The organism is Kitasatospora sp. NPDC058965 (assembly GCF_042741245.1).
Lineage (GTDB): Bacteria > Actinomycetota > Actinomycetes > Streptomycetales > Streptomycetaceae > Kitasatospora.
In genome coordinates this window covers 18,874-30,573 of record NZ_JBHYKG010000072.1, presented here as the reverse complement: position 1 = coordinate 30,573, position 11,700 = coordinate 18,874, and the positions used below count along the sequence as shown (strand labels likewise).

General features: G+C 73.8%; 12 protein-coding genes. 7 read left to right on the top strand and 5 right to left on the bottom strand.

Going from position 1 to position 11,700, the window contains the following annotated elements:
- Nucleotides 1-49: 49 nt before the first annotated feature.
- Together ACFW1A_RS14970 and ACFW1A_RS14965 are read right to left on the bottom strand one after the other, a co-directional pair.
- Nucleotides 50-1,219, bottom strand: a complete 1,170-nt coding sequence (locus tag ACFW1A_RS14970; RefSeq protein ID WP_380408953.1) for a GDSL-type esterase/lipase family protein — start codon at nt 1,217-1,219, stop codon at nt 50-52.
- A gap of 257 nt (nt 1,220-1,476) precedes the next feature.
- Entirely contained in the window at nt 1,477-2,817 is a 1,341-nt protein-coding gene (locus ACFW1A_RS14965; RefSeq protein ID WP_380408951.1) for an aminotransferase class I/II-fold pyridoxal phosphate-dependent enzyme, read from the bottom strand.
- 50 nt (nt 2,818-2,867) lie between these two features.
- On the opposite strand from ACFW1A_RS14965, the gene ACFW1A_RS14960 reads away from it, so the two are divergent.
- The 6 genes from ACFW1A_RS14960 to ACFW1A_RS14935 all read left to right on the top strand — a co-directional run bounded on the left by ACFW1A_RS14960 (nt 2,868) and on the right by ACFW1A_RS14935 (nt 8,263).
- Nucleotides 2,868-3,551 (top strand): pyridoxamine 5'-phosphate oxidase family protein, encoded by a 684-nt coding sequence (locus ACFW1A_RS14960; protein WP_380408949.1) that lies wholly within the window; start codon nt 2,868-2,870, stop codon nt 3,549-3,551.
- Nucleotides 3,545-4,165, top strand: coding sequence for an FMN-binding negative transcriptional regulator (locus ACFW1A_RS14955; RefSeq protein WP_380408947.1), 621 nt, complete (start codon nt 3,545-3,547; stop codon nt 4,163-4,165). Before ACFW1A_RS14960 ends, ACFW1A_RS14955 begins: the two co-directional genes overlap by 7 nt.
- 50 nt (nt 4,166-4,215) lie before the next feature.
- Entirely contained in the window at nt 4,216-5,673 is a 1,458-nt protein-coding gene (locus tag ACFW1A_RS14950) for a sugar porter family MFS transporter (RefSeq protein ID WP_380408945.1), read from the top strand.
- Between the two features lie 156 nt (nt 5,674-5,829).
- Entirely contained in the window at nt 5,830-6,525 is a 696-nt protein-coding gene (locus tag ACFW1A_RS14945; RefSeq protein ID WP_380408943.1) for a dienelactone hydrolase family protein, read from the top strand.
- Between the two features lie 111 nt (nt 6,526-6,636).
- Entirely contained in the window at nt 6,637-7,917 is a 1,281-nt protein-coding gene (locus ACFW1A_RS14940) for an MFS transporter (RefSeq protein ID WP_380408941.1), read from the top strand.
- A 109-nt stretch (nt 7,918-8,026) separates the two neighbouring features.
- Complete coding sequence (locus ACFW1A_RS14935; protein ID WP_380408939.1) at nt 8,027-8,263, top strand: hypothetical protein; 237 nt, start codon at nt 8,027-8,029, stop codon at nt 8,261-8,263.
- Nucleotides 8,264-8,273: 10 nt separating this feature from the next.
- On the opposite strand, the gene ACFW1A_RS14930 is transcribed toward ACFW1A_RS14935, so the two are convergent.
- Nucleotides 8,274-8,624, bottom strand: coding sequence for a hypothetical protein (locus ACFW1A_RS14930; protein ID WP_380408937.1), 351 nt, complete (start codon nt 8,622-8,624; stop codon nt 8,274-8,276).
- A 173-nt stretch (nt 8,625-8,797) separates the two neighbouring features.
- Here ACFW1A_RS14930 and ACFW1A_RS14925 point away from each other — a divergent pair, with 173 nt between their 5' ends.
- Nucleotides 8,798-8,989, top strand: a complete 192-nt coding sequence (locus ACFW1A_RS14925; RefSeq protein ID WP_380408935.1) for a YegP family protein — start codon at nt 8,798-8,800, stop codon at nt 8,987-8,989.
- A gap of 59 nt (nt 8,990-9,048) precedes the next feature.
- Here the strand turns inward: ACFW1A_RS14925 and ACFW1A_RS14920 are convergent, their stop codons facing one another.
- Nucleotides 9,049-9,837, bottom strand: coding sequence for a CPBP family intramembrane glutamic endopeptidase (locus tag ACFW1A_RS14920; RefSeq protein ID WP_380408957.1), 789 nt, complete (start codon nt 9,835-9,837; stop codon nt 9,049-9,051).
- A gap of 53 nt (nt 9,838-9,890) precedes the next feature.
- On the bottom strand, nt 9,891-11,393 hold the full coding sequence (locus ACFW1A_RS14915; RefSeq protein WP_380408933.1) for a glutamate--cysteine ligase: 1,503 nt from the start codon (nt 11,391-11,393) through the stop codon (nt 9,891-9,893).
- Between the last annotated feature and the right edge of the window lie 307 nt (nt 11,394-11,700).

Below are 11,700 nucleotides of genomic sequence, written 5' to 3'. Positions count from 1 at the left end.
GTCCCGGGGGTCGTGGGACGGGCGCGGCGGCGTGTCCGCCGACGGTGCGTCAGCCGAGGTAGACCCCGGAGGCGTCCCGGCCCGGCGTGTTGCGGCAGGTGTGGTTGCCCACCGGTGCCGCCCAGACCAGGCTCAGGCAGCGGCCCAGCCCCTGCTGACCGTAGGAGTTCGGGTGCATGGACTCCTGCACCGTGCCCTGGCTGGCGGACAGGCCGGTGTCCACGAACCGGGCCCACTCGCTGGTGCTCGCCGAGGGGGCGGTGTCCGGGTCGGAGAGCTGGCTGCCGGTGGAGCAGACCTCGCGGCCCTGCAGGAAGTCGCGCAGGTCCAGGAACTCGACGCCCTTGCTCGCGGCCACCTTGCCCAGCGCGTTGGAGATCTCCGGCACCATCGAGTCGCGGGCCCAGTCCGAGTCGGCGTCCCAGAACGGGCAGCCGCCGGTGTCGGCCCGGTCCCAGCCGCTCTCCGAGTAGCGGTTCTCGCTGGAGCGCGGGATCGGCGAGGGGTAGGACTGCAGCACCAGCCGGTAGGAGCCCGCGGCGTAGCCGTCCGCGCTCATCACCGCCCGGATCTCGTCGATCGCCTTGCCGACCCCGGCCATCGCGGCCGGCATCTTGCTGTCGATCGCGGACTGCTGGCTGGAGTGGCAGTAGGAGTACCAGATCAGGTAGTCCTTGGCGCAGGTGGCGATCACGTCGGCGAAGCCGAGGTCGTTGCCGCCGATCGACAGCGTGACCAGCTTGACCGTGTGGTTGGCCGCGACGGCGGCCAACTGGTCGGCCTGCGGGGCCTCGCCCTTGAAGGACTGGCCGCCGTCGGCGGCCCGGAAGACGTTGGCGGTGGTGGCGCCGGAGCAGGCCAGGTTGATGCTGGTGGCGGCGATCCCGGTGGCGCTGTTGACCTCCGCCGTGTCCGAGCGGTCGCACCCGCTGGCGTAGGTGGAGCCGTAGACGGCGCTCGGGTTGTAGCCGGAGCCGGTCCAGGCCCGGTCGGTGCCGTCCCGGCTGCCCGAGGCGGTGTCGCTGTTGCCCTGCCAGCGGCCGGCCTCGCCGGAGATGTACGAGTCGCCGAGGCTGACGCTGGCGGTGGGACCGCTGCTCGCGTGGGCGGGAGCAGCGAGCACCAGCAGGCCGGTGGCGGAGAGCGGGAGGGAGAGCAGGGCGGCGGTGAACCGCTTGGTTCTGGGAACGCGCGTGGTGCTGGACGATCTTTCGAGCACGACGGAACTCCTGCGGTCGACACGGCTCCCCTGGCTGTGGGGCGGGGAGTCGCGTGAGGTGAGGGTGTACCGCCGGCCGGTGGCGCGACGAATGTGACATGACCGCGTTTGTTACCGCTAGGTAGGGAGGGCCGCCGTTCCCGCTCTGTTACCGATGAGTTTCGTACCCGAGTTGCGATACTCTGCGTAGCCGAATGGCCGGAGCCCGGCCCTGTCCCGCTTACCGCCGGTAACGACGGACTCGAACCGAAGATTCTTCAGATCTGCCGCGCGGCCGCGCCCGCCGCGCCGAGCACCGCCGCCAGGTCGGCCGCCAACCGCGGCGCCTCCTCCGGCTCCAGCCGGCTGACGGTGATCCGGATCCCGGGCGGGGACTGCAACCGGAACACCGCCCCGGCGGTCACCGCCCAGCCGCGCTGCAGCAGGCCGACGACGGCCGCCGTCTCCTCCGGCACCGGCACCCAGACGTTCAGGCCGCTGCGCCCCCGGCCCTGGATCCCGTACCGGGCCAGCTCCCCCAGCAGGGCGTCGCGCCGCTGCTGGTACGCCTCGGCCACCCCGGCCGGCGCGGCCCCCAGGGTGCGCCACAGCTCGGCCGCGGTGCGCTGCAGCAGGTGGCTGACCCAGCCGGTGTCCAACCGCTGGCGGCCCAGCAGCCGGTCCACCGTGTCCCGGTCGCCGGCCAGCACCGCCAGCCGCAGGTCGGGGCCGAAGGCCTTGGCGGCCGAGCGGATCACCACCCAGTGCTCCGGGCCGTCCTCCCCCGCCAGGGTGTGGCAGGGCAGCCGGGTGATGCCGTGGCCGTGGTCGTCCTCGATCAGCAGCACCTCGGGGTGGCGGGCCAGCACCGCGCGCAGCTCGGCGGCCCGCTCGGCGGTCAGCGCCGCACCGGTGGGGTTCTGCGCCCTGCTGGTCACGATCAGCGCCCGCACCCCGGCCGCGCAGGCCGCGGCCACCGACTCCGGCCGCGGCCCGGACTCGTCCAGCGCGACCGCCACCGGGCGCAGCCCGTGCGCCGGCAGCAGGTCGTACAGGCTGGCCCAGCCCGGGTCCTCGACGCCCACCTGGTCGCCCGGGCGCAGCCGGACGGCGAGGGTGCGGTCGATCGCGTCCAGCGCGCCGTTGGTGACGGCCAGCGCCTGCGTCGGCACCCCGTCCGCGGCGAAGCCCGCGGTGGCGAGCGCGAGCAGCTCCGGCTCCGCGGCCCGGTGGCCGTAGAGCAGCGGCTCCCGGTCGGCGGCCGCGCCGGCCACCGCGAGCGCCGGGCCGAGCGCGGGCAGCAGGTGCGGGTCGGGGTTGCCGGCGGCCAGGTTGCGCACGCCCGGCGGCACGGCGAGCCGGACCTGGTCACGGTAGGAGGTGACCGGCCGGGGGCGGATCCGGCTGCCCTTGCGCCCGGCGGTCTCGATCACCCCGCGGTCGCGCAGCAGCCGGTAGGCGGCGGCCACGGTGTTCGGGTTGACCGCGAGCTCCTCGGCCAGCTCGCGCAGCGGCGGCAGCGCCTGCCCCGGCTCCAGCCGGCCGGCCGCCACCGCCTGCTCCACGTCGGCCGCGATCTCGCTGGCACGCCGACCCTGAATCCGATAGTCTCCTAGCACAAACATAATTATGCACTAGTACATAGCGGACGCCAGCAGGGAGTACCACCATGTCGCAGGAGCAGGCGCCGACCTACGCCCGCACCCCGCGGACCACCCCCACCCGCTACCGGGACCGGGCCGGCTGGGAGCGGGCCGAGATCCACGCGATCCTCGACTCCGCCTGGGTCTGCCACCTCGGCTTCGCCGACGAGCAGGGCCGCCCGGTGGTGCTGCCCACCATCTACGCCCGGGTCGGCGACCGGCTCTACCTGCACGGCTCCACCGGCAGCCGGCCGCTGCGCGCGGCCGGCCGGCCCGACGGGCTGCCGGTCTGCGTCACGGTGACCCAGGTGGACGCCCTGGTGCTGACCAAGTCCGCCTTCAACCACTCGGTCAACTTCCGCTCGGTGGTCGCGCACGGCGTCGCCGAGCAGGTGACGGACCCGCAGGAGCTGGCGGTGGCGCTGGACGCCCTGGTCGACCAGGCGGTCCCCGGCCGCGCCGCCGACTGCCGCCCGGCCAACCCCAAGGAGCTGGCCGCCACCGCGGTGGTCCGCCTGGTGCTGGACGAGGTCTCGGCCAAGACCCGGGCCGACGGCGCGGACGACGACCCGGCCGACGCCGATCTGCCGTACTGGTCCGGCGTGGTCCCGGTGCGCACCGTCCACGACGCCCCGGTGCCGCACCCCGGCACCACCCGCGGCCTGCCGGCGTACCTGACCGGGTCCCGGGACGGCGGTGCGCCGTGCTGATCCGCTCCTGGGACAAGGGCAGCGAGCAGGAGTGGCGGGCGTTCCTGGCCGAGCGGGACTTCGGCGTGCTGGCCGCCAACCACCCGGACGGCCCGCCGGTGCTGGTGCCCACCCACTTCCTGCTGGACGGCGACCGGGTGCTGCTCCACCTGGCCGTGCCCAACCCGCTGTTCGCCGCGCTGCGGGCGGACGACCGGGTGGTGCTGATGGTCACCGACGACTACGTCTTCGCGCCGGGCCACTGGCGCCCCACCCAGGTGCCGACCAGCTACTACGCGTCGGTCCAACTGCACTGCAGGGCCGAGGTGGTGGCGGACCCGGCGGGCAAGGCGGAGATCCTGAACCGGCAGCTCGCGCACTTCCAGCCGGAGACCCCGGACACCCGGGTGGTCCCGGGCGAGGAGCCGTTCGGTCCGCACCTGTCGGGGCTGCTCGGCCTGCGGCTGACGATCGGCCAGGTGCACGCGAAGTTCAAGTTCGACGGCAAGCTGACGCCCGAGCAGCAGGCGGTCACCGCCGAGCGGCTGGCCGAACGGAACGGGCCGGGCGACGCCGGCGCGCGGGCCCAGCTGCTGCGCCGGCTGGGCGAGCAGGGCGGCTGCCCGGTGCACTGAACGCGACATACCGTGGTGAAGCGGGGGAAAGCGGGCGGACTGCTGGTCTGATGGTCAGGACCACGCCCACTCTCCCGACGGGAGCCGCACCCGTGTCCAGCACCGCCCCGCCGACCCGTGCCGCGGCCCCCGCCCAGCTCGGCCACGTCGTCTTCGTCTCGGCGGCCGCGGCCATGGGCGGCTTCCTGTTCGGCTACGACAGCGCGGTGATCAACGGCGCGGTCACCGGCATCCAGAAGCACTTCCAGGTCGGCGCCGGCGAGACGGCCTTCGTGGTGGCGATCGCACTGCTCGGCTCCGCCGTCGGCGCGGTGGTGGCCGGTCAGCTGGCCGACCGGCTCGGGCGGGTGCGCACCATGCTGCTGGCCGCGGCGCTCTTCGCGGTCAGCGGGGTCGGCTCGATGTTCCCGCCCAGCGTGCAGGTGCTGGCCCTGTGGCGGGTGCTGGGCGGGGTGGCGATCGGCATCGCCTCGGTGATCGCCCCCACGTACATCGCCGAGGTCGCGCCGACCGCCTACCGCGGCCGGCTCGCCTCGTTCCAGCAGATGGCCATCGTGCTCGGCATCACGGTCTCCCAGCTGGCCAACTGGGCGATCAACGACGCGGCCGGCGGCGAGTCGACCAACCACCTCGGCGGCATCCAGGCCTGGCAGTGGATGCTCGGCGTGGAGACCGTGCCCGCACTGGTCTACGGCCTGATGGCGCTGGCCATCCCCGAGTCCCCGCGCCACCTGATCGCCACCGGCCGCGAGCAGCAGGCCCGCGAGGTGCTCACCGAGGTGGAGGGCCCCGACGTCGACCTGGACGCCCGGGTGGCGCAGATCGGCGCGGTGCTGCGCAGCGAGCACAAGCCCCGCCCGGCCGACCTGACCGGCGGCCGGTTCGGCCTGCTGCCGATCGTCTGGGTCGGCATCGGCGCCTCGGTCTTCCAGCAGTTCGTCGGCATCAACGTGATCTTCTACTACTCCTCGGTGCTCTGGCAGTCGGTCGGCATCAACGAGAGCAACTCGCTGCTGATCAGCCTCTCCACCTCGATCGTCAACGTGATCGGCACCGTGATCGCGATGGTCCTGGTGGACCGGATCGGGCGCAAGCCGCTGGCGGTGGCCGGCTCGATCGGCATGGCGGCGGCGCTGGCCACCGCCGCCTGGGCGTTCTCCTACCGCACCGGCTCCGGGGCCGGCGCCGGCCTGCCGAGCCTGCAGGGCACCGTGGCCCTGGTCGCCGCGCACGTCTTCGTGCTCTGCTTCGCGTTCTCCTGGGGCGTGGTGGTCTGGGTGCTGCTGGGCGAGATGTTCCCCAACAGGATCCGCGCGCTGGCCCTGTCGGTCGCCGCCTCGGCGCAGTGGCTCGCCAACTGGGCGATCACCGTGAGCTTCCCGAGCCTGGCCGACTGGAACCTGTCGGCCACCTACATGGTCTACGCGGGCTTCGCGCTGCTCTCCGTCCCGTTCGTGGTGCTGTGCATCCGGGAGACCCGGGGCAAGGCGCTGGAGGAGATGGGCTGACGCCCGTTTCGCCCGGACGGGCGACATCGCGGGTGCCCGGTCGGCCACCTGACGGACCGTCGGCTGCACTGCCGCATACCATCGTCCCCGCGGGCCGCCCGGTCCCGCCGGCGCGGCGGCCCACCGCCGCGCTCGCGGCTCTTCTGGAGATGCCCGATGGCCGAGTCCGCCGCGCAGAACGTGACCTTCCCGAGCAACGCAGGCCAGGCACACGGCTACCTGGCGCTGCCGCCGCAGGGGGGCGGTCCGGGGCTGCTGGTGGTCCAGGAGTGGTGGGGCCTGACCTCGCACATCAAGGCGATGGTGGACCGGTTCGCGGCCGAGGGCTACCTGGCCATGGCCCCCGACCTGTACGGCGGCACCACCACCCACGACCGCGCCGAGGCCGCCGCGCTGCTCGCCGAGCTGCCGGTCGACGGCGCGGTGCGCGACCTGCGCGGCGCGGTGGACTTCCTGCTGGCCCACCCGGCGATCGTCGGCGACGCCGTCGCCGTGGTCGGCTTCTGCATGGGCGGCGGCTTCGCGATGCGGCTGGCCTCCCAGGAGGGCGACCGGGTGGCGGCCGTGGTCCCCTTCTACGGACTGCCGCGGGAGGCCGACTACGACTACCGCGGCCTGACCGCGCACGTGCTGGGCCACTTCGCCGAGCGCGACCACGGCCTGCCGCTGGAGGCGGTGGACGAGGCGGCGATCCGGATCGGCGAGGCCACCGACCGCCGCCCCGAGATCCACTTCTACCCGGCCGGGCACGCCTTCATGAACGACGAGAACCTGCTGGGCACCTACGACCCGTTGCAGGCCGGCATCGCCTGGCGGCGCACCCTCACCTTCCTCCGCGGCCACCTGGGCTGACACCGCATCGGTGGCCCCGAACGGGTTTGGTGCGCCGGTCGCCGGGTAACTCCCCCTACCTGTCCGTGAGCCAGGGCAGCAGCCACCCATGCCACCGTCATAGTCGGGCGAATGCCGAACCGAACCGAGGACCGCGCCCCCCGCCTCCCCTGGGCCGGGCGCAGCTACCAGATCCAGACCGCCGCCACCGTGATCAGCGGACTCGGCAACGCGGGCGCGCCGATCGCCACCGCCTTCGCGGTGCTGCGGATCGGCGGCGGTCCCGCCGAGATCGGCTCGGTCACCGGTGCCCGGCTGGCCGCCACCGTGCTCTTCCTGCTGGTCGGCGGCGCACTGGCGGACCGGCTGCCCCGGCACCGGGTGATGGTCGCGGCGAACCTGGGGAACGCGCTCTCCCAGGCCCTGCTCGCGGTGCTGGTGGTGGCCGGTGCGGCGCGGCTGTGGGAGATCGTGCTGCTGTCCGCCGCCAACGGGATCGCGCTGGCGTTCTTCGCGCCCGCCGCCGAGGGCATGCTGATGGAGTCGGTGGACCAGGAGGGCGCCGGGCGGGCCTTCGCGCTCTTCCGCACCGCGCTCAACTCCTCGCAGATCGCCGGTGCCGCGCTCGGCGGCACCCTGGTGGCGGTGGTCGGGCCTGGCTGGGTGCTGGGCCTGGACGCGGTGGCGCTGACCGCGGCCGCCGCCCTGCGCGCGCTGCTGCGCGAACCGGCCGCGGCCACCCCGCCGGCCGGGCCCGGGATGCTGGCCGACCTGCGGGTGGGCTGGCGGGAGTTCACCTCGCGGCGCTGGCTCTGGGCGGTGGTCGTGCAGTACAGCGTGGTGAACGCCGCGCTGGTGGCCGCGGAGTCGGTGCTCGGTCCGATCGTGGCCGACCTGCGGCTGGGCGGGCCGCGCCCGTGGGGCCTGGTGAACGCGGTGATGGGCGCCGGGCTGGTGGCCGGCGGGCTGCTGATGGTCCGTTGGCAGCCGCGCCGGCTGCTGCTGGCCGGGACCTTCGGCATCCTCGCCTTCGGCCTGCCGGCCGCCGCGCTCGCGGCCGGCGCACCGCTCGCCCTGCTGGGCGCGGCGATGTTCGCCTCCGGCGTCGGCGGCACGGTCTACGGGGTCAGCTGGACCATGGCGCTGCAGCAGGAGATCCCCGCCGCCTCCTTCTCCCGGGTGGCCGCCTACGACTGGTGCGGCTCGGTGGCGCTGGCCCCGGTCGGGACGGCGGCCGCCGCCCCGCTGGCCGGCGGGCTGGGCCTGGACGGCGCCCTGTGGGCCTGCGCGGGCGCGATGACGCTGCTCTCGCTGCTGGTGCTGGCGGTGCCCGAGGTGCGCCGGCTGGCCCGCTGCGCCCCGGCGGCGGAGCCGGCCGCCGCCCGGCGCCTGCGGGTCGAGGCGGCCGCCTGACCCGCTGTTCGAACCGGCGCCCCGTAGGACTGAACTTGCCCCACCGGCACAACCTTCCCCGCGCTCCGGCGGTCTGCACTGGTGAGCCCCGCCCCGGGAGGGAGCCCCGTTGCCACGGCCACCGCAGTGCACCATCTTTGACGATCCGTCAGATCCGCCGCCGGAGGGCTGCTGGCTGGTCGAACTGGCCGGCGTGGACGGCCGCCGCTACGCCTACCGGGTCTACGCGGCCCGCACGGCGCTGCCCGGCGACCTCTTCTGGTCCGCCCTGCACCACCACGACGAGGGACCGCTGCCGCGCGCCTTCGACCTCTTCGACACCGCGCTGATCCGCCCGCTCGGCTGAGCACCGGCCGTCAACGGCTCGGCGGGCTGTCCCACCGGTAGACGTCGGGCATGTTGTGCCGTCCGCCGTCGTTCTGGTTGTGGATCGTGGCGGCCGCCGTGTAGGAGCTGCCGTCCTTGAAGACCACCCGGCAGCTCAGGTGCGCGGTGTCGCCGCGCATCGTGCCGTGCACGTGCGGGGTGCAGGCGACCGAGGCGACCGGCCGGTGGTCCACGTTCGTCAGGTGCGACGCCATCGCCTTCTGCAGCGCCACGTACGCGTCGTCGTTCGACCCGCAGCCCGCCGCCGCGCCCGCCACGACCCCCGCCACCAGCAGCGCCCGCCACCCGCGCCGCCGTCCCGGCCCCCGCTCCACCCGCATCGGCGCACTCCTGATCGCTGCTCGACGAGGGCCCGAGCGTAGCGGACCACCCCGCACGGCCCGCCCCCGCCCTCCCCGCCCGTGACCCGGATGGGTCATCTGGCCTGCGCTCCAACAGGTTTGACCCTACGTTTCGACCGAGGGGGTCCATCGGACGAGAGGTGACCACTGCCATGGCAGGCAAGTTCGAGCTCTACACCGACGCGGACGGCATGCACCGCTTCCGCCTCAAGGCCAGCAACGGCTCGGTCGTCGTGGTCGGCGACGCGCACGAGACCAAGGAGTCGCTGCTGAAGAACATCGAGTCGCTGCGCAAGCTGGCGCCGTACGCCCAGCTGCACGAGGCGGCCGGCGCTCCGGCCTGACCGGTGGGCTCGACCCGGTGGCCCGGACCGTCCCGGTCCGGGCCACCGGCCTGACCGGGTCAGAGCCAGCCGAGGTGCGGTTTCAGCAGCGCGTAGCCGACGAAGGCCACCGTGTCGATCAGCGCGTGCGCGGCCACCATCGGCATCACCCGGCCCCAGCGCCGGTAGAGCAGCACGAAGACCGCACCCATCACCATGTTCCCGAGCAGCCCGCCGACGCCCTGGTACAGGTGGTACGAACCGCGCACCGCCGCGCTGGTGGCCAGCACCGCCCCGGCCGACCAGCCGCGCTGGTCCAGCCGGCGGACCAGGTAGCCGAGCACCACCACCTCCTCCAGCACCGCGTTCTGGCAGGCGGAGAGCACCAGCACCGGGATCCGCCACCAGACGTCCGGCAGACCGGACGGCGCCACGTTGAGGTTGAACCCGGCCGCCTTGGAGCCGAAGTACAGGGCCAGCCCGCTGCCGCCGATCATGGCCGCCACCGCCGCGCCGCGCCCCAGGTCGCGCAGCTTCTGCCGCAGGTCGAAGCCGAGCGCGCGCAGCGAGCTGTCCTCGCGCACCAGCAGGTAGCCCACCAGCACCACCGGCATCACGCCCTTGGCGATGTAGTAGAGCTGGTAGGCCAGGTCGAGCCAGGGCCGCCCGGGCGCCGCCGAGGCGTTCAGCGAGACGGTCTGCTTGGCCAGCGCCGCGTGCTCGGTGACCGAGCCGAGGAAGCTGATCAGCGCGTACACCCCGCTGGCCCCGAGCGAGAGGCCGAGCACGATGAGCAGCTCCGCGCCGAACAGCCGGCGCCGGCGGTCGCCGGGCGGCAGGATCATCTCGGGCTGCGCGGGCCGTGCCATCGTCATGGCGGATCATCTTGTCACACCACGGTGAGGGCGCCCGGAGCGACGCGTCACCCCACCGGCCAGGTGTGCACCGGCTCCCCGGCCCGGGACAGCTCCATGTACCGCCTGGTCATGGTGGCCAGCGCGGTCCCCCGGTCCATCCCGTACCGCTCGCGCAGCTGGTGCACGGTGGCGGCCTGCCAGCTCGCGCCGTTGGTGCGGCGCAGGCAGCGCTGCTCGATGATCCCGAGGTAGCGGTCCCGGTCGGCGGGCTGCACGCCCCACTCGTCCAGGCCCTGGTACGCCAGCGGCAGCAGCTCGCCGAGCACCAGGTCCACCACCGGCAGCTCGGTCGGCCCGCCGCGGGCGCCGCGGCCCTGGCGCACCCAGTGCACCGAGGCGTCGATGCCGTAGCGGCAGGCGGTGTGGAAGTTCTCGTCCGCCCGGGCGAACGGCAGCCGGGTCCAGACCGGGCGCGGCTGCTCGGCCAGCACCCGGACCAGCCCGTAGTAGTAGGCGGCGTTGGCCAGCGTGTCGGCCACCGTCGGGCCGGCCGGCAGGCAGCGGTTCTCCACCCGCAGGTGCGGCACCCCGTCGGCCACGTCGTAGACCGGGCGGTTCCACCGGTAGATGGTGCCGTTGTGCAGCCGCATCTCGCCCAGCCGCGGCACGCCGCCGGAGGCCAGCACCTTGGCCGGGTCCTCGTCGTCGCAGATCGGCAGCAGGGCCGGGAAGTAGCGCAGGTTCTCCGCGAACAGGTCGGTCACCGAGTCCACCCAGCGCTCGCCGAACCAGGTGATCGGGCGCACGCCCTGTGCCTTGAGCTCGGCCGACCGGGTGTCGCAGGCCTGCTGGAAGAGGACCGGCCGGGTCTCGCGCCACAGTTCGCGGCCGAACAGGAAGGGCGAGTTGGCGCCGAGCGCCACCTGGCTGGCGGAGATCGCCTGGGCGGCGTTCCAGACCGGGGCGAACCGGTCCGGGGTGACCTGCAGGTGCAGCTGCAGCGAGGTGGCGGCGGCCTCGGCCACCATGGAGACCGAGTCCAGCTGCAGGTGCTCCACCCCCTCGATGTCCAGCGCGATGTCCTCGCCGCGGGCCGCCAGGATCTGGTCGCTGAGCAGGCTGTAGCGGTTGTTGTGGCTCATCGCGTCCAGCCCGGTGTGCGCCAGGTCCAGGGTCGGCAGCACCCCGACCATCACGATCCGGGCGCCGGCCTCCTCGGCCCGCCGGTCGGCGTAGCGCAGCCCGGTGTCCAGCTCCTCCCGCAGCTCCTCGAACACGTGGCCGCCGAGCCGGTGCGGGGCGATGTTGACCTCGATGTTGAACTGGCCGAGCTCGGTCTGGAAGTCGCCGCAGGCGATGGCCTCCAGCACCCGCTCGTTGCCCAGCACCGGCTGGCCCTGCTCGTCGGCCAGGTTGAGCTCGATCTCCAGGCCGATCCTGGCCCGGGGGCGGTCGAAGCGCCCTTCCCGCAGCATCCGCTCCAGCGCCTCCTGGCAGGACTGCAGCTTGCGCCGGTACTGCTGCCGGTCCGCCAGTTCGGCCCGGGTCGCGATGACCTTCTCCCCCACGGATTACCCCCTTCGGCCGTCTCCACCGTGCCCTGCATCATGCCCAGCCGGAAGATCGATACCCGAGGTGACGTAATGCCTTGCGGCACAAGGGAACTGACGATTCCTCATGCGGATGCCGACTTGCCGTGCGCGACGGAAGGTGATAAACAGGTCACCCTGCGCACCTGTTCGAGTGGCTCCGCGCGGCACCCCCAGCGATCCTGGACTGCGTCGTCCGGGCCGATCGGCTGCCCTGTCGGAGTCCACTCGCGCGCCAAGCCCCGCGATCACGCCCAACCGGACCCGGCCCTGTCGCGCCACGCCG

Excerpts from the sequence above, each read along its gene's own strand:
- ACFW1A_RS14960 (WP_380408949.1), top strand. The coding sequence starts at position 2,868 with ATGTCGCAGGAGCAGGCGCCGACCTACGCCCGCACCCCGCGGACCACC.
- ACFW1A_RS14950 (WP_380408945.1), top strand. The coding sequence starts at position 4,216 with ATGGTCAGGACCACGCCCACTCTCCCGACGGGAGCCGCACCCGTGTCC.
- ACFW1A_RS14945 (WP_380408943.1), top strand. The coding sequence starts at position 5,830 with ATGGCCGAGTCCGCCGCGCAGAACGTGACCTTCCCGAGCAACGCAGGC.
- ACFW1A_RS14940 (WP_380408941.1), top strand. The coding sequence starts at position 6,637 with ATGCCGAACCGAACCGAGGACCGCGCCCCCCGCCTCCCCTGGGCCGGG.
- ACFW1A_RS14930 (WP_380408937.1), bottom strand. The coding sequence starts at position 8,624 with ATGCGGGTGGAGCGGGGGCCGGGACGGCGGCGCGGGTGGCGGGCGCTG.
- ACFW1A_RS14925 (WP_380408935.1), top strand. The coding sequence starts at position 8,798 with ATGGCAGGCAAGTTCGAGCTCTACACCGACGCGGACGGCATGCACCGC.
- ACFW1A_RS14920 (WP_380408957.1), bottom strand. The coding sequence starts at position 9,837 with ATGGCACGGCCCGCGCAGCCCGAGATGATCCTGCCGCCCGGCGACCGC.